Below are 17,526 nucleotides of genomic sequence, written 5' to 3' on the forward strand. Positions count from 1 at the left end.
GGGCTGGGGCTGGGGCTGGGATTGCCGGGTTGGCCGGAGCCTGGCCGTGACTGGTGCCCTGACGGTCGGCTTCCTCCTGGGCGATGGCAGCTTCAGTGGCGCGTTCTTCCGGGGTGCGGCGGTCGCTGAACACCAGCAGCATGTAGCGGCTACGGTTGAGCGCGGCGGTCGGGATGGCGCGGACAATGGCGAACGGCTGGCCGGAGTCATGGATCACTTCGTTGACCGTGGCCACCGGGTAGCCGGCCGGGAAACGCTGGCCCATGCCGGAGCTGACCAGCAGGTCGCCTTCCTTGATGTCGGCGGTGTCGGCCACATGGCGCAGTTCCAGGCGCTCCGGGTTGCCGGTACCGCTGGCGATGGCGCGCAGGCCATTGCGGTTGACCTGCACCGGAATGCTATGGGTGGTGTCGGTGAGCAGCAGTACCCGCGAGGTGTAGGGCATCAGCTCGACCACCTGGCCCATCAGGCCACGGGCGTCGAGCACCGGTTGGCCGAGGAACACCCCGTCACGCTCGCCCTTGTTGATCAGGATACGGTGGGTGAACGGGTTGGGATCGACACCGATCAGCTCGGCGACCTCGACCTTCTCGTTGACCAGCGCCGACGAATTGAGCAACTCGCGCAGGCGCACGTTCTGCTCGGTCAGGGCTGCCAACTTCTGCAGGCGCCCCTGCAGCAGCAGGGCCTCGGTCTTGAGTTTTTCGTTTTCGGCGATCAGCTCGGTGCGGCTGCCAAACTGGCCGGCCACGCCTTGCCACAGACGCTGCGGCAAGTCGGTGATCCAGTAGGATTCCATCAGGACCAGGCCCATCTGGCTGCGCACGGGCTTGAGCAGGTCGAAACGCGAGTCGACCACCATCAGCGCGACCGACATCACCACCAGCACGAGCAGGCGCACGCCCAGCGAGGGGCCTTTGGAGAAAAGCGGTTTAATGGGCCGTTCCTCGTGGACGACTCAGGAAGTCATTGGGCATGGGACAACGCACCGGCCTGCTTGCGGGTTGACGGAAACGGCGCCCGGGCGGGCGCCAGCACAGCGCATACAGGTAGCACTGTGCGTGCCACCTGTAAACCTGGGGATACCTTGCTGCCCGGCGATCACTCGCTGGAGAGCAGGTCCATGGCGTGCTTGTCCATCATTTCCAGCGCACGACCACCGCCGCGGGCGACACAGGTCAGCGGGTCTTCGGCGACGATCACTGGCAGGCCGGTTTCCTGGGCCAGCAGCTTGTCCAGGTCGCGCAGCAGCGCGCCACCACCGGTCAGCACCAGGCCACGCTCGGCGATGTCGGAAGCCAGCTCCGGCGGCGATTGCTCCAGGGCGCTCTTGACCGCCTGGACGATGGTCGCCAGGGACTCCTGCAGCGCCTCGAGCACTTCGTTGGAGTTCAGGGTAAAGGCACGCGGCACGCCCTCGGCCAGGTTACGACCACGGACGTCGACTTCGCGCACTTCGCCACCCGGGTAGGCGGTACCGATTTCCTGCTTGATGCGTTCGGCGGTGGATTCGCCGATCAGGCTGCCGTAGTTGCGGCGCACGTAGGTGACGATGGCTTCGTCGAAGCGGTCGCCGCCAACCCGTACCGATTCGGCATAGACCACGCCGTTGAGCGAGATCAGGGCGATTTCGGTGGTACCGCCACCGATGTCGACGACCATCGAGCCACGGGCCTCTTCGACCGGCAGGCCGGCGCCGATGGCGGCGGCCATCGGTTCTTCGATGAGGAACACTTCACGGGCGCCGGCGCCGAGGGCCGACTCACGGATGGCGCGGCGCTCGACCTGGGTCGACTTGCACGGCACGCAGATCAGCACGCGCGGGCTGGGCTGCAGGAAGCTGTTCTCGTGCACCTTGTTGATGAAGTACTGCAGCATTTTTTCGCAAACGCTGAAGTCGGCGATCACGCCGTCCTTCATCGGACGAATGGCAGCGATGTTGCCGGGGGTGCGGCCGAGCATGCGCTTGGCTTCGGTACCGACAGCGACGACGCTTTTCTGGTTGCCGTGGGTACGGATGGCAACAACCGAGGGCTCATTCAGGACGATACCGCGCTCACGCACGTAGATAAGGGTGTTGGCAGTACCCAGGTCGATGGACAGATCGCTGGAAAACATGCCACGCAGTTTCTTGAACATGGGAAAGTGACCCTGGGGAAAGCGTGGGTAAAAAAGTGCGGCAAACTCTAACAATGGCAGGGATTTTGGGCAAGGAGCCAATATGTTAAATTGGCTGTTTTTCCGAGCATGCCTGCCGATGATCGCGGCCCTTTGACCGCCGGAATCCCGGCATGTTCCTCACCACGGACCCATTCCGTTTCTCGATTTCCTGGAGATCCCCATGGCGCTTCAACGCTCCGACGTGGAAAAGATCGCCCATCTGGCCCGACTGGGCCTGAATGAAGGCGAACTGCCACGCATTACCGATGCCTTGAACAGTATTCTCGGGCTGGTCGACCAGATGCAAGCCGTCGACACCACCGGCATCGAACCGCTCGCCCACCCGCTGGAGACCACCCAGCGTCTGCGCCCCGACCAAGTCACCGAAAGCAACCAGCGCGACCGCTACCAGGCCGTCGCCCCGTCGACCGAGAACGGTCTGTACCTGGTTCCGAAAGTCATCGAATAAGGGATAGCGCCTGCCATGCATCAACTCACTCTGGCCGAGATCGCCCGCGGTCTGGCCGACAAATCGTTCTCTTCGCAGGAACTGACCGGCGCCCTGCTGTCGCGCATCAAGCATCTCGACCCGCGGCTCAACAGTTTCATCAGCGTCACCGAAGACCAGGCTCTGGACCAGGCGCGTGCCGCCGACGCCCGCCGTGCCGCCGGTGAAACCGGCGCCCTGCTCGGCGCGCCGATCGCCCACAAGGACCTGTTCTGCACCAATGGCGTGCGCACCAGCTGCGGCTCGAAGATGCTCGACAACTTCAACGCCCCGTACGACGCCACCGTGGTCGCCAAGCTGGCCGAGGCCGGCATGGTCACCCTGGGCAAGACCAACATGGACGAATTCGCCATGGGCTCGGCCAACGAGTCCAGCCACTACGGCGCGGTGAAGAACCCGTGGAACCTCGAACATGTACCGGGTGGTTCCTCCGGCGGTTCGGCCGCCGCCGTGGCCGCGCGCCTGCTGCCGGCCACCACCGGCACCGACACCGGCGGTTCGATCCGCCAGCCGGCAGCCTTCACCAACCTGACCGGCCTAAAGCCGACCTATGGCCGCGTATCGCGCTGGGGCATGATCGCCTACGCCTCGAGCCTCGACCAGGGCGGCCCGCTGGCCCGCACCGCCGAGGACTGCGCCCTGCTGCTGCAAGGCATGGCCGGCTTCGATGCCAAGGATTCGACCAGCGTCGATGAACCGGTACCCGACTACAGCGCCAACCTCAACGCCTCGCTGCAGGGCCTGCGCATCGGCCTGCCCAAGGAATACTTCGGCGCCGGCCTCGACCCGCGCATCGCCGAGCTGGTCCAGGCCAGCGTCAAGGAGCTGGAAAAGCTCGGCGCGGTGGTCAAGGAAATCAGCCTGCCGAACATGCAGCACGCCATTCCGGCGTACTACGTGATCGCCCCGGCCGAAGCCTCCTCCAACCTGTCGCGTTTCGACGGCGTGCGCTTCGGCCACCGCTGCGCGAACCCGGCGAACCTGACCGACCTGTACGAACGCTCCCGCGGCGAAGGCTTCGGCGCGGAGGTGCAGCGACGCATCATGGTCGGCACCTACGCCCTGTCGGCCGGCTACTACGACGCCTACTACATCAAGGCGCAGCAGATCCGCCGCCTGGTCAAGAACGACTTCATGGCCGCCTTCCACGATGTCGACGTGATCCTCGGCCCGACCACGCCGAACCCGGCCTGGACACTCGGCGCCAAGAGCAGCGACCCGGTCGCCGCCTACCTCGAGGACGTCTACACCATCACCGCCAACCTGGCGGGCCTGCCTGGCCTGTCGATGCCGGCCGGCTTCGTCGACGGCCTGCCGGTGGGCGTGCAACTGCTGGCCCCGTACTTCCAGGAAGGCCGCCTGCTCAACATCGCGCACCGGTACCAGCAAGTCACCGACTGGCACACCCGCGCCCCCAACGGCTTCTGAGGAGTTCACACATGCAATGGGAAGTTGTGATCGGGCTGGAGATTCATACCCAGCTCGCCACCCAGTCGAAGATCTTCTCCGGCAGCGCCACCACCTTCGGCTCCGAGCCGAACACCCAGGCCAGCCTGGTTGACTTGGGCATGCCGGGCGTACTGCCGGTACTCAACCAGGAAGCCGTGCGCATGGCGTGCATGTTCGGCCTGGCGATCGATGCCGAGATCGGCCCGCGCAACGTGTTCGCGCGCAAGAACTACTTCTACCCCGACCTGCCCAAGGGCTACCAGATCAGCCAGATGGACCTGCCGATCGTCGGCAAGGGCCACCTGGACATCGCCCTGGAAGACGGCACCATCAAGCGCATCGGCGTGACCCGCGCGCACCTTGAGGAAGACGCCGGCAAGAGCCTGCACGAAGACTTCAACGGCGCCAGCGGCATAGACCTGAACCGCGCCGGCACGCCGCTGCTGGAAATCGTCTCCGAGCCGGACATGCGCAGCGCCAAGGAAGCCGTGGCCTACGTCAAGGCGATCCACGCCCTGGTGCGCTACCTGGGCATCTGCGACGGCAACATGGCCGAAGGCTCGCTGCGTTGCGACTGCAACGTCTCGGTGCGCCCGAAGGGCCAGGCCGAGTTCGGCACCCGCTGCGAGATCAAGAACGTCAACTCGTTCCGTTTCGTCGAAAAGGCGATCAACTACGAGGTCCAGCGCCAGATCGAACTGATCGAGGACGGCGGCAAGGTGACCCAGGAAACCCGCCTGTACGACCCGAACAAGGACGAGACCCGCTCGATGCGCAGCAAGGAGGAAGCCAACGACTACCGTTACTTCCCCGACCCAGACCTGCTGCCGGTGGTCATCGAGCCAAGCTTCCTCGAGACCGTGCGCGCCGCCCTGCCGGAGCTGCCGACGCAGAAGGTCGAGCGCTTCCAGCAGCAGTACGCGCTATCGGCGTATGACGCCAACGTGCTGGCATCCAGCCGCGAACAGGCAGACTACTTCGAGCACGTGGTGAAAATTGGCGGCGACGCCAAGCTCGCGGCCAACTGGGTCATGGTCGAGCTGGGCAGCCTGCTGAACAAGCTGGGCCTGGACATCGACCAGTCGCCGGTCAGCGCCGAACACCTTGGCGGCATGCTGCTGCGCATCCGTGACAACACCATCAGCGGCAAGATCGCCAAGACCGTGTTCGAGGCCATGGCCGCCGGCGAAGGCGATGCCGACAGCATCATCGAAAGCAAAGGTCTCAAGCAGGTCACCGACACTGGCGCGATCGACAAGATGCTCGACGAAGTGCTCGCCGCCAACGCCGAACAGGTCGAACAGTACCGCGCCGCCGACGAGGCCAAGCGCGGCAAGATGTTCGGCTTCTTCGTCGGCCAGGCGATGAAGGCTTCCAAAGGCAAGGCCAACCCGGGGCAAGTGAACCAATTGCTCAAGACCAAGCTCGAAGGGTGATCCCGATCGCGGGGCAAGCCCGCTCCCACAGGATGGCGCAGTACCTGTAGGAGCGGCCTTGCGTCGCGAAAGGACCGCATAGCGGTCCCAGTGCCTGAATCGGAGCAGTCGACTTGATCAAGCATTCCCTCGCCACCCTCAGCCTGTTTTCCCTGCTGGCCGGTTGCGCCAGCCACGACATCGACCCACGCGGTTACGACGAAACCGGTACCGCCTCCTATTACGGCGCCCGCCACCACGGCAAGCGAACGGCCAGCGGCGAGCCCTTCAACCAGCATGGCCTGAGCGCCGCCCACCGCAGCCTGCCCTTCGGCAGCCGGGTGCTGGTCACCAACCTCAACAATCAGCGCAGCGTCGTGGTGCGCATCAACGACCGCGGCCCGCATACCCGTGGCCGCCTGATCGACCTGTCACGCGCCGCCGCAGAAAAAATCGGCATGTTGCGTAGCGGAACGGCGCGCGTGCGAGTACAAGGTTTGAGCGACTGACCTGACTGGAGCCCTCGCTATTTTCGACCTGGCCACCCTTCCCGCCTTCAGCCTGCTGCAACTGGGCCTGGGCCTGCTATTGCTGATTATCGGCGCCGAGTTGCTGGTGCGCGCGGCCCTGCGCCTGGCCGGGCGCCTGCACGTGCGTCCGCTGATCATCGGCCTGAGCCTGGTCGCCTTCGGCAGCACCGCGCCACAGCTGACGGTAAGCCTGCAGGCCGCCTACCAGGGCGCGCCGGACGTCGCCGTCGGCAGCGTGATCGGCAGCAACATCTTCAATGTACTGGTAATCCTCGGCCTGGCCGCGCTGATCATTCCACTGCGCGTGTCACGCCAGTTGGTGCGCCTGGACATCCCGCTGATGATCCTGGCCAGCGCGCTGGTCTACCTGCTCGCCTTCAACGGCCAACTGGGCCGCCTGGAGGGTGTCCTGCTGCTGCTTGGCTTGCTGGCCTACCTGGGCATGCTCTGGCACCAGTCACGCCACTACGCCCGCACCTACCCCGCGCCCAGCGCCGCGCACACCGGCGCAGGCCGCTTCTGGAGCGGCGCCCTGCTGCTGATCCTGCTGGGCCTGGGCCTGCTGAGCCTGGCCGGGCATCTATTGCTCGAGGCCGCCGTCGAAGTGGCCACCGACCTGGGCTTGTCCGAGCGCATCATCGGCCTGACCGTGGTGGCAGTGTGCACCTCGCTGCCGGAACTGGCCGCCGCGCTGATCGCCGCCCTGCGCGGCGAGCGGGAAATCGCCGTGGGCACGGTGATCGGCAGCAACCTGTTCAACCTGCTCGCGGTCCTGGGCCTGACCGCGGTGCTCACCCCCGAGCCGCTGTCGATTTCGCCCAATGCCCTGGACTTCGACCTACCGGTGATGCTCGGCGTCGCCGCGCTGTGCCTGCCGGTGTTCTACTCCGGTTACCGGGTCACCCGCGCCGAAGGCCTGGTGTTCCTGTGCCTGTACCTGGCCTACGGCCTGCACGTGGTGACGTTCACCACCGGCATGCCGCTGGCTGGCCGCCTCGAGCGCTGGATGCTGTTCTACGTCCTGCCGGTGCTCGGTATCGTGTTGTTGTATACCACCGTCCGCGCCTGGCGCCGCCAACACTAAGGAAACAACATGGCAGATTCGAAATCCACCGGCGAGCGCATTCGCCGCCAGGTCATGGGCGATGCCTTCGTCGACCGCGCCCTGGGCAATGCGAGCGAGTTCACCCAGCCGCTTCAGGACTTCGTCAACGAGCACGCCTGGGGCAGTGTCTGGGCTCGCGATGGCCTGGCGCTGAAGACCCGCAGCCTGATCACCCTGGCCACGCTGACCGCGCTCAAGTGCCCGCAGGAGCTCAAGGGGCATGTGCGTGGGGCCTTGAACAATGGCTGCACGGTGGTTGAGATTCGCGAAGCGCTGCTGCATTGCGCGGTGTATGCCGGGGTGCCGGCGGCGGTCGATGCGTTTCGGGCGGCGCAGGAAGTGATTGATAGTTATCAGGCGAGTCCTAGCGATTAATTAAAAGTATCTGTGAATATCCACGCCTACCGACTTTGACTTTCAGAGCGGGGATTTTGAAAGTTACATGCGCATTCATTGGCGATGGCGACGCATAATCACCTTTCCGCCCTTACGGCGGGTCCCTTTTTGAAGGATCAAAAAGGAACCAAAAAATCCTCGCTCCATTCATCCGGCCCCTACGCTTCGCTCCGGGGTTCCCTCGCTACGCTCTTGCTCCCGTGGGGACCGCGCTGTACGCCCCATCCTGGGGCGCAGCGCTCGACGGCCATCCATGGCCGTCGCCCCACTACGCAAGAACTCCGCTCGGCCTCCTGAAGTCGCAATTGGCGACGCCTGCACTATCGCGCACCTAGAAGCAACAGCAAGATCAAGATCAAGATCAAAGACCAAGAGATACGAAGTTAGTGGTTAGACAGTTGGCGATGTATTGACTGCCTGTAATGGCAACCGCGAGATTGAAAACAGACTTGAGTAACAATAATACGCCATCCAAGCCAACTCGGTTTCAGGACACCGTAACATCCCGAAACCGAACTAGATCCAATCAGGCCTGACGAGACTTTTTGATCCGAAACGCCACCCACAACACGGCAATCCACGCCGGAATCAACATCACCGAAATGCGAATCGGCGGTGTCAGGTACATAACCACCAGGATCAGCACAATGAACGCCAGGCACAGGTAGTTGCTCAGCGGGTGCCACAGGCTCTGGTAGAACGGCGTGATCCCCGCCGCCAGCTTGGCCTTGCGGAACTTGAGATGGGTGATACTGATGCTCGCCCAGTTGATCACCAGCGCCGACACCGCCAGCGCCATCAGCAGGCCAAACGCTTCACCCGGCATCAGGTAGTTGATCAGCACGCACAGGCCAGTGGCGAACGCCGATACCCCAAGCGCCGTCAGCGGCACGCCACGACGGCTGACCTTGAGCAACTGGCGCGGCGCGTCGCCCTGGGCAGCCAGGCCGAACAGCATGCGACTGTTGGCATACACACAGCTGTTGTACACCGACAGCGCCGCCGTCAGCACCACGATGTTGAGGATGGTCGCCACCAGGTCACTGTCGAGGTTGTGGAAAATCATCACGAACGGACTGCCGCCCTGCACCACCTTCTGCCAAGGGTACAGCGACAACAGCACCGCCAGCGCACCGATGTAGAAAATCAGGATGCGGTAGACCACCTGGTTGGTGGCCTTGGGAATGCTCTCGCGCGGGTTGGCCGCTTCAGCGGCGGTGATGCCCACCAGCTCCAGGCCGCCGAACGAGAACATGATCACCGCCAGCGCCATGACCAGCCCGACCACGCCATTGGGGAAGAAACCGCCGTACTGCCAGAGGTTGGCAACGCTGGCATCCGGCCCGCCATCACCGCTGGCCAGCAGCCAGGCGCCGAAGGCGATCATGCTGACGATCGCCACCACCTTGACCAGGGCGAACCAGAACTCCATCTCCCCGTAGACCTTCACCTGGGTCAGGTTGATGGCGTTGATCACCACGAAGAAGATCGCCGCCGTGGCCCAGGTGGGGAAGTCCGGCCACCAGTACTGCACGTAGATGCCCACCGCGGTGAGCTCGGCCATGCCGACCAGCACGTACACCACCCAGTAGTTCCAGCCCGAGACGAACCCGGCGAACTCGCTCCAGTACTGGTGGGCGAAGTGGCTGAAACTGCCGGCGACCGGCTCCTCGACCACCATCTCGCCCAGCTGGCGCATGATCAGGAAGGCCATCAGGCCGGCGATGGCGTAGCCCAGCAACACCGAGGGGCCGGCCAGCTGGATGGTCTGGGCGATGCCCAGGAACAGCCCGGTGCCGATGGCACCGCCCAGCGCGATCAGCTGGATATGGCGATTCTTCAGCCCGCGCTGCAAGCGCTCGGGCGTGCTCTGGTCTTGCATGAAGTGTCCTTTAGGTGAGGCTGTATTGTTGGTTTTGTGTGCAGTGAGGGTCTAGATCCAGGCGCCCCACTGCAAGACGAAAATACCGATGTTGGTGGTGATGGCCGCCATCAGTGTAGTGATCACGATGATCGATGCCGCCAGTTCGTGGTTGCCGTTGGCCTCGCGTGCCATCACATAGCTGGCCGCGGCGGTCGGGCTGCCGATGTAGAGGAACAGGATGCCCAACTCGGCGCCGCGAAAGCCGCACAGCCAGGCTCCCAGGGTACCCAGGAGCGGCAGCCAGACCATCTTCACCAGGCTGGCGTCCACGGCTAGCCGGCCACTGTCGCGCAAGGCCGCAAGCGACAAGGTACCGCCAATGCAGATCAGCGCCAGCGGCAGGGTCATCTGCGCCAGGTAGTCGCCGGAGGTCAGCAGCCAGTTGGGCAGCGGCACCTGGGCATAGGCCATGGGCGTGGCCAGCAGCACGCTGAGGATCAACGGGTTGCTGAGGATGTTCTTGCCGATGCTCCAGGGGTCGGACTTCAGGTCCGGGCTGTACACCGCCAGCACCACCGCCGACAGCGAGTTGTACATGAGGATCACCAGGCCCGCGAGCACGGCGCCCAGGGAGATACCGTAGTCGCCATACAGGCTGGCCGCCAGGGCCAGGCCGATAACCCCGTTGTTGCCGCGAAACGCGCCCTGGGTATAGATGCCGCGGTCAGCCCGCGGGCAGCGCCAGATGGCCAGCCCCCAGGCCAGGGCGAAGCCCGCCAGGGTGGCGATGACGAAATAGAGCATCACCCCAGGTTGCACCGCCGTCGCCAGGTCAGCGTGGTAGATGCCGAGGAACAACAGCGCCGGCATGCACACGTTGAACACCAGCTTGGAGGCGACCCGGTTGAAATTGTCGTCGATCAAGCCAACGCGCTTGAGCAACACGCCCATGAACAGCATGGCGAACACAGGGGCCGTGATGTTCAGTGTCTGGATAAGAAGGGCGAGCATGCAGCGCGATCCTGAGGCTGGGCGTTGAGGGGGGCAATCATACGCCAGTGCCGGGGGCTTGCGCCCGCCGTAGCTGCCAGTTGCCCGCACAAACAGACCTTGACGTAGGAAATTTCCTGAATATGATAGCAATTACTGTATATGCATACAGTATAAAAATGGATTATCCCGACATTGCAAGGAGCAAATCATGTCAGGAACACACACTGCGCCTGCGGCCGCCAAAGCCCAGGCCACCCTGGTGGTGGCCGACCTCGACCAGCTGTTCGAGCCGCAAGGCGTCGCCCTCCCCGGCCCAGATAGCCACCTGGTGCTGGTCATGCATGGCCACCACACCCTCAAGTACCACCGCTTCGCCGTGCCACAGAACAGCGGCAAGGCCGGTCAGCACGACGCCGAGCAATACTTCGAAGGCGCCGAGCACACAGCGATTGGTGACAACACCTTGCTGCGCTTCGAGGCAGGCAAGGCGCCCATCGTCGCTCATGAGGCGCCACTGCCGCTGCCTAATGGCCTGACCCTCACCTATGGCCAGGTGATCGCCCTGGGTGGCGACTTCTTCGGCCTGCCCGAGCGCCCCATAGCCGATGGCAGCACTGAAGCCGAACGCCTCGAACGCTTCACCCAGGCGTTCGACTCCCTGGCCCGCCTACCGGCGGCCAAGGCCGAAGCCGAGCAGATCCTCGCGGTGATGCAGGAAGAAATCCGCGCCGCCAACCAGGCCATCAAGGACGGGCGCCAGCCCCACGAAGCCTACGATGCTCTGGGCGACAGCCTGTCGGCGCGCTGGAACCGCATCACCGGCGGCGGCAGTTTCGCCTCCGACCTGTTCCCCCTGGGACGCTACCTGAAGCTGGCCGCCAGCAACTGGGACCACTTCGGCCCCTGGGCGCTGCTGGCCTACCAGGCAGGTCATGCCGCCGCCCTGCAGCAAGCCGTGAAGGCCCGCGCCAGTGGCAACGAGCGCGACCTGCAACTGGCCTACGCGATGAACGCCTTCGCCGACCACTTCCTGACCGACCTGTTCTCCGCCGGCCACCTGCGGGTGCCGCGCAAGGCCCTGGCCGACACCGTCACCCCCAGCGACGTTGGCTCGCTGATCTCGCGCTTCATGCACGACGAGGACAGCAAGTACGGCCTGGCAGTGCGCAACGCCGAGGGCGAGCAATGGCGCGCCTACGGCGACAAGCGCTACTTCGACACGGTGGATGTGGCCAACCGCCGCCAGGTGGGCCGCGCCGTGCAGCGCTCGGCCGACGAAGTGTTCCAGGCCTTTGTCGATGGCCACGTGCCACCGGCCAAGGACTATGGCGCCCTGCGCCTGACCCCGGACCTGCGCGCCGCCGAACAGGACCTGGTGCCGGGCAACTTCGCCCCGCTGTACTTCCTCGACGGCAAGGCCGTGCTGCGACGCAAGGATGTCAACGACCTCAACGACCGCAAGCGCATTGCCGACTGGTGGGGGTGGAGCACCTACCTGCTGCTCAAGGACTACAAGCCGAACACGCCTGTCGGCTTCATCGAGCCACCCGCCGGGTCGCCGGCGATCACCGGCTGGCAGCGCCGCGATCCAGACGGCCTGAATTGGCAACCGGGCAATGCGGTGCGTTATGCCTACAGCATCACCGATGTGCTCAACGAGTCGTACATCGGCCCCTGGAGCGCCTATGCCGAGCTGACCGATCAGTTCCACCCCACCGTGCAGGTGCCAGTGGATGGCAAGCAGCGCGGGCGCAACCTGTTCCGTCAGTTCCGTGGGGGCTCGCCGGAACTGATCGCCAGCCTGGATGGCGTGGCAACCACTTACATCGATCGCAACGCGTGACAGGGAGGTCACTCATGACAATCAAGATCAAGCTGGAACTGGCGTCGGGCCAGTCGATGGCAGGGCTACCGCTGGAGTTGCTGCGTGATGGCAAGGTGATCGGCCGGGCCATGGTGCCGGCAGGCGGGCTGGTGGCGTTCGAGGCGCCATCAGGATCTGGACAGCTGGCGGTGCGGGTTGACCGCTCGGGAGGGAAAGCCTGATAGCCGGCGGGGCCGCTGCGCGGCCCTTTCGCCCCACATGCCGAGCCTCTCATCAAGCCATGCGCGCTCTCTGTAGGAGCGGACTTGTGTCGCGAAAGGGCTGCGCAGCAGCCCCAGGCCCGGTAAAGCGCTGAAACCGCAGGGGCCGCTTTGCGGCCCTTTCGCGGCACAAGGCCGCTCCTACAGGGATGCGTGTCACCTGCTCAGCAGACAAGACAGCGTGCCGCTGGGAAGGATCTCAGCGTCGAACCGGACGCTTCTGCAGCTTGCGCTGCAAGGTGCGCCGATGCATGCCCAGCGCCCGCGCGGTGGCGGAGATGTTGCCTTCGTGTTCGCCCAGCACGCGCTGGATATGCTCCCATTGCAGGCGATCCACCGACATCGGGTTTTCTGGCACCAGGGTATCCAGGTCGGTGTGCTCCGAGAGCAGCGCCGCCAGCACGTCATCGGCGTCGGCCGGCTTGCACAGGTAGTTGCAGGCGCCGCGCTTGACCGCTTCGACCGCCGTGGCGATGCTCGAGTAGCCGGTCAGGATCACCACCCGCATCTCCGGGTCCAGCTCCAGCAGCTTGGGCAGCAACACCAGGCCCGAGTCACCTTCCATCTTCAGGTCCAGCGTGGCGTAGTCCGGCAGGTCCTGCTCGGCCAGCTTCAGGCCTTCCTCGGCGGAACCTGCGGTACTCACACGGAAACCCCGGCGGCTCATGGCACGGGCCATGACCCGGGTAAAGGTGGCGTCGTCGTCCACCAGCAACAGGTGCGGCAGTTCTTCGCCTTCGACCTGGTTTTCTTCGCTCATCGTTCATCTCCTCGCTTGCCATGGGGCAGGCGCAATTCGGTCAGGGTGCCACCCTGCTCATGACTATAGAGTTTCACCGAACCGCCCGCACGGGTCACGCTGGCCTTGCTCAAGAACAGGCCCAGGCCGAAGCCTTTGCCCTTGGTGGTAATGAAGGGTTTGCCGATCGCCTCGGCGATGGCCGCCGGCACGCCAGGGCCATGGTCACGGATGCTGATGACGATGTCCTGGGCGTCCCAGTCCAGGCGTACCTCCAGGTCATCCGGGCAGGCATCGGCGGCATTGTTCAACAGGTTCAGCAGAGCCTGGGTCAGGTCCGGCGGCGGTGTCAGGCGCGGCACCGCGCCATCGCGCAGGCGCTGGAAGCGGTAGCTGGCCTCGGGGCGCATCAGGTGCCAGCGGTTGAGCGCCTCGTCGAGCCAGGCGGTGACATCCTGCTCGATGATCGCCAGGCGGCGATTGGCCTCGGCGGCGCGTACCAGCTGCTGCAGGGTCTCCTTGCACAGCTTGACCTGGTCCTGAAGGATCTGCAGGTCTTCCTGCAACTGCGGGTCGGCGTGGTCCTGGCGCATTTCGTTGAGCAGCACGCTCATGGTCGCCAGCGGCGTGCCCAGCTCATGGGCGGCGCCGGCAGCCTGGGTGGCCACGGCCAGCAACTGCTCGTCGCGCAGGCTCTCCTCGCGCCGCTCGGCACGCAGGTTCTCCTGGCGGCGTAGCTCCTCGGCCATGCGCGCGGCGAAGAAGGTGATCACCCCTGCGGCCAGGGCGATGCTCAGCCACATGCCGTAGACCTGCATGGTGTCACGGGCCAGTGGCAGCGTTTCCAGCGGGTAGTACTGCACCAGCAACAAGCTGTAGGCCACCAGGGCGATGCCAGAGAGCACCAGCGAATAGAGCCACGGCAAGGTCACCGCAGCGATCGCCAGCGGCACCAGGTAATAGGAAACGAAGGGGTTGGTCGAACCGCCCGAGTAATAAAGCAGGGCACTGTGGATCAACAGGTCGCAGGCCAGCTGCAGGGCATACTCAAGCTCGGTGACCGGCAGCGACAGGCGCAGGCGCAAGGCGGTGAAGGCGCACAGCAGCGACGACAGGGCCAGGGTCACCGCCAACGAGAACCACGGCAGCGGCAGCAGCTCGGTCCAGTAGGCCACGCCCACCGAGCCGGCCTGGGCGGCCAGGACGAGGATGCGAATGAAGGTCAGGCGCCAGAGGTTCTGGCGTGTAGCGGACAGCGGATGTGCGGCGGCGAGCATGAGCTCTCCCGATGAGTGCTCCAGGAAAATCGGCTGGAGTATACCGAAGCCGGGCGCCTCGCTGCAGCAATGCGGCAAAGCGCCACACTTTGTCACAGGTACATGATGGCACTTTTGAACCCACTACACTGTTTCACGGTCTGATCGGCCATGCGTGGTCTCGTTGCCACGCCTTATCTTGCCAAGGAGCTCCACATGCATATTCCCCGTCGCGGCGCCGCCGCCGTTGCCTTGTCCTGCGGTCTGCTCGCCAGCCTGCCCGCCCTGGCCGCCGACGAGCCGCGCTACAACCAGGTTTCACTGCGCGCCGAAGTGAGCAAGGAAGTGGCCCGCGACCTGATGGTCGTGACCCTGTACAGCGAAGCGCAGAACAGCGACCCGGGCAAACTGGCCAAAGAGATCACCGAGGCCATGAACAAGGCCGTGCAGCAGGCCCGCCAGGTCAAGGACGTGAAGATCAGCCAGGGCAGCCGCAACAGCTATCCGATCTACGACACCAAGGGCCAGAAGATCACCGGTTGGCGCGAACGCGCCGAACTGCGCCTGGAAAGCGCCGACTTCCCGGCCCTGTCCAAGCTCACCGGCGAGCTGCTGCAGGACCTGAAAATGGGCGGCATGGACTTCTCCATCGCCCCGAGCACGCGCAAGAGCAGCGAAGACGCACTGCTCAAGGACGCCGTCGCGGCCTTCAAGGCCCGCGCCCAACTGGCCACCGAAGCCCTCGGCGGCAAGGGCTACAAAGTAGTCAGCCTGAACCTCAACAGCAGCGGCTACCCGCGCCCGTACCTGCGCAACGCGCCGATGGCGATGATGGCCAAGGGCGCCGCCGACGAAGCCGCGCCAGCACCGGATATCGAAGCCGGCACCAGCGAAGTCAGCATGAGCGCCGATGGCCTGATCGAAGTCCAGGTACCCTGACCCCTCCACTTGAATATCCGAGGCGGTCAAAACCGTCTCGGATAACTGTTTCAGACCCTTCCTACGCACCAAACGGGTGCATCCGCTTGTCACATAAAGTGCGAAATATCCTGAAAAATTCGCTCCGTTTGACTACGCAAACGATCAACATTCGCCAAAGTTATACGGATGCGACATCCATGTACGTCCGTACCACGTTTTTGCCGTCAACCATCCTGCTGAGTGTTGCATTGGGAATACCCCCTGCATAAGTATCCGCAGGTCGGCTCACGAGGCCGCCTCAATTCGAAAAATGACAACAATGAGGCCACCATGCTTAAACACGCAGTCATTCCGTTCCTGGTAGGCGCAGGCTTGCTAGCCGGCGCACCGATCGCCCACGCCGCGTCCAACCTGGTGTTCTGCTCCGAAGGCAGCCCGGCCGGTTTCGACCCGGGGCAATACACCACCGGAACCGACTTCGACGCCTCCGCCGAGACCATCTTCAACCGCCTGACGCAATTCGAACGCGGCGGCACCAAGGTCATCCCCGGCCTGGCCACCAGCTGGGACGTCTCCGAGGACGGCAAGACCTACACCTTCCACCTGCGTGAAGGCGTCAAGTTCCACACCACCGATTACTTCAAGCCGACCCGCGACTTCAACGCCGACGACGTGCTGTTCACCTTCAACCGCATGCTCGACAAGGACCAACCCTTCCGCAAGGCCTACCCCACCGAGTTCCCGTACTTCACCGACATGGGCATGGACAAGAACATCACCAAGGTGGAGAAGCTCGACGACCACACGGTGAAGTTCACCCTCGCGCAAGTCGACGCCGCGTTCATCCAGAACATGGCCATGCACTTCGCCTCGATCCAGTCGGCCGAATACGCCGACCAGCTGCTCAAGCAAGGCAAGCCCGCCGACATCAACCAGAAGCCGATCGGCACCGGGCCGTTCGTGTTCAAGAGCTACCAGAAAGACTCCAACATTCGCTTTACCGGCAACAAGAGCTACTGGAATCCTGAGGACGTGAAGATCGACAACCTGATCTTCGCCATCAGCACCGACGCCTCGGTGCGCATGCAGAAACTCAAGAAGAACGAGTGCCAGGTCACCTTGTTCCCACGCCCTGCCGACATCAAACCGCTGAAAGAAGATCCGAAGCTGCAGATGCCCGACCAGGCCGGTTTCAACCTCGGCTACATCGCCTACAACGTGATGGACAAGGTCAAGGGCAGCAACCAAGCGAACCCCCTGTCCCAACTCAAGGTCCGCCAGGCCCTGGACATGGCGGTCAACAAAAAGCAGATCATCGAATCGGTGTATCAGGGTGCCGGCCAGCTGGCGGTCAATGCCATGCCACCGACCCAATGGTCCTATGACGACACCATCAAGGACGCCGCGTACGACCCGGAGAAGGCCAGGCAACTGCTCAAGGAAGCCGGCATCAAGGAAGGCACCGAGATCACCCTGTGGGCCATGCCGGTGCAGCGCCCCTACAACCCCAACGCCAAGCTGATGGCCGAAATGCTCCAGTCCGACTGGGCCAAGATCGGCATCAAGGCCAAGATCGTCAGTTACGAATGGGGCGAGTACATCAAACGTTCCAAGGGCGGCGAGCAGGGCGCCATGCTGATTGGCTGGAGCGGCGACAATGGTGACCCGGACAACTGGCTGGGCACGCTCTATGGCTGCGATGCCATGGACGGCAACAACTTCTCCAAGTGGTGCTACAAGCCCTACGACGACCTGATCAAGCAAGCCAAGGCGACCTCCGACCAGGCCAAGCGCACCGAGCTGTACAAGCAGGCGCAACATATCCTCAAGGAACAGGTGCCGATCACCCCGATCGCCCACTCCACCGTGTATCAGCCCATGAGCGCGAAAGTGAAGGATTTCAAGATCAGCCCGTTCGGCCTGAACTCCTTCTACGGGGTCAGCGTGGACAAGTAACGGCCGTGATCGTCCTGTCGCCATGGTTGGCGGCAGGACGATGACACGATCGGGCGATACGTAGGGAAAATCTCTCACGCTCGCCAGAATTTTCGCGCCCCCATACCAGTACTCAACCCATGGTTCCCGCATCCTGACGCCTCTATCGT

Annotated in this window: 16 protein-coding genes; 10 read left to right on the forward strand and 6 right to left on the reverse strand. The window is 63.9% G+C overall.

The window, feature by feature from the left end; translation table 11 throughout:
• Positions 1-889: rod shape-determining protein MreC (gene mreC, locus E3U47_RS05205; protein ID WP_256660229.1), on the reverse strand; the 889-nt coding region annotated here is incomplete at its 3' end.
• A 212-nt stretch (positions 890-1,101) separates the two neighbouring features.
• On the reverse strand, positions 1,102-2,139 hold the full coding sequence (mreB, locus tag E3U47_RS05210; protein WP_003255163.1) for a rod shape-determining protein MreB: 1,038 nt from the start codon (positions 2,137-2,139) through the stop codon (positions 1,102-1,104).
• Between the two features lie 202 nt (positions 2,140-2,341).
• Between mreB and gatC the strand changes: the two genes are divergently transcribed.
• The 6 genes from gatC to E3U47_RS05240 all read left to right on the forward strand — a co-directional run bounded on the left by gatC (position 2,342) and on the right by E3U47_RS05240 (position 7,542).
• Positions 2,342-2,629, forward strand: a complete 288-nt coding sequence (gene gatC / locus E3U47_RS05215; protein WP_134689941.1) for an Asp-tRNA(Asn)/Glu-tRNA(Gln) amidotransferase subunit GatC — start codon at positions 2,342-2,344, stop codon at positions 2,627-2,629.
• 15 nt (positions 2,630-2,644) lie between these two features.
• Positions 2,645-4,096: an Asp-tRNA(Asn)/Glu-tRNA(Gln) amidotransferase subunit GatA gene (gene gatA, locus E3U47_RS05220; protein WP_134689942.1), complete on the forward strand. Its 1,452-nt coding sequence runs from the start codon at positions 2,645-2,647 to the stop codon at positions 4,094-4,096.
• Between the two features lie 11 nt (positions 4,097-4,107).
• Positions 4,108-5,553 (forward strand): Asp-tRNA(Asn)/Glu-tRNA(Gln) amidotransferase subunit GatB, encoded by a 1,446-nt coding sequence (gene gatB, locus E3U47_RS05225; RefSeq protein WP_134689943.1) that lies wholly within the window; start codon positions 4,108-4,110, stop codon positions 5,551-5,553.
• A gap of 113 nt (positions 5,554-5,666) precedes the next feature.
• Complete coding sequence (locus E3U47_RS05230; RefSeq protein ID WP_177414203.1) at positions 5,667-6,041, forward strand: septal ring lytic transglycosylase RlpA family protein; 375 nt, start codon at positions 5,667-5,669, stop codon at positions 6,039-6,041.
• 61 nt (positions 6,042-6,102) lie between these two features.
• Entirely contained in the window at positions 6,103-7,146 is a 1,044-nt protein-coding gene (locus tag E3U47_RS05235) for a calcium/sodium antiporter (protein ID WP_134689944.1), read from the forward strand.
• Positions 7,147-7,155: 9 nt separating this feature from the next.
• A complete protein-coding gene (locus tag E3U47_RS05240; RefSeq protein WP_134689945.1) occupies positions 7,156-7,542 on the forward strand; it encodes a carboxymuconolactone decarboxylase family protein in 387 nt (128 codons plus the stop codon).
• Positions 7,543-8,089: 547 nt separating this feature from the next.
• On the opposite strand, the gene E3U47_RS05245 is transcribed toward E3U47_RS05240, so the two are convergent.
• Both E3U47_RS05245 and E3U47_RS05250 read right to left on the reverse strand, forming a co-directional pair.
• Positions 8,090-9,445, reverse strand: coding sequence for an amino acid permease (locus E3U47_RS05245; RefSeq protein WP_134689946.1), 1,356 nt, complete (start codon positions 9,443-9,445; stop codon positions 8,090-8,092).
• Between the two features lie 51 nt (positions 9,446-9,496).
• Positions 9,497-10,438 carry an AEC family transporter gene (locus E3U47_RS05250; protein ID WP_134689947.1) on the reverse strand — a complete coding sequence of 314 codons (942 nt, stop codon included), beginning with the start codon at positions 10,436-10,438 and terminating at the stop codon, positions 9,497-9,499.
• A 190-nt stretch (positions 10,439-10,628) separates the two neighbouring features.
• Here E3U47_RS05250 and E3U47_RS05255 point away from each other — a divergent pair, with 190 nt between their 5' ends.
• Together E3U47_RS05255 and E3U47_RS05260 are read left to right on the forward strand one after the other, a co-directional pair.
• Positions 10,629-12,263: a phospholipase gene (locus E3U47_RS05255; RefSeq protein WP_134689948.1), complete on the forward strand. Its 1,635-nt coding sequence runs from the start codon at positions 10,629-10,631 to the stop codon at positions 12,261-12,263.
• A gap of 14 nt (positions 12,264-12,277) precedes the next feature.
• Entirely contained in the window at positions 12,278-12,466 is a 189-nt protein-coding gene (locus tag E3U47_RS05260; RefSeq protein ID WP_134689949.1) for a hypothetical protein, read from the forward strand.
• A gap of 238 nt (positions 12,467-12,704) precedes the next feature.
• Here E3U47_RS05260 and E3U47_RS05265 read toward each other — a convergent pair whose 3' ends face one another.
• Both E3U47_RS05265 and E3U47_RS05270 read right to left on the reverse strand, forming a co-directional pair.
• Entirely contained in the window at positions 12,705-13,265 is a 561-nt protein-coding gene (locus tag E3U47_RS05265) for a response regulator transcription factor (RefSeq protein WP_023632665.1), read from the reverse strand.
• On the reverse strand, positions 13,262-14,521 hold the full coding sequence (locus E3U47_RS05270) for an ATP-binding protein (protein ID WP_134689950.1): 1,260 nt from the start codon (positions 14,519-14,521) through the stop codon (positions 13,262-13,264). The genes E3U47_RS05265 and E3U47_RS05270 overlap by 4 nt, the downstream gene beginning before the upstream one ends.
• 195 nt (positions 14,522-14,716) lie before the next feature.
• Here E3U47_RS05270 and E3U47_RS05275 point away from each other — a divergent pair, with 195 nt between their 5' ends.
• A complete protein-coding gene (locus tag E3U47_RS05275; protein ID WP_134689951.1) occupies positions 14,717-15,439 on the forward strand; it encodes an SIMPL domain-containing protein in 723 nt (240 codons plus the stop codon).
• Positions 15,440-15,751: 312 nt separating this feature from the next.
• Complete coding sequence (locus E3U47_RS05280) at positions 15,752-17,377, forward strand: ABC transporter substrate-binding protein (RefSeq protein ID WP_134689952.1); 1,626 nt, start codon at positions 15,752-15,754, stop codon at positions 17,375-17,377.
• Positions 17,378-17,526: the final 149 nt, after the last annotated feature.

Source organism: Pseudomonas sp. RIT623 (assembly GCF_004519305.1).
In the GTDB taxonomy this organism is placed as follows: domain Bacteria; phylum Pseudomonadota; class Gammaproteobacteria; order Pseudomonadales; family Pseudomonadaceae; genus Aquipseudomonas.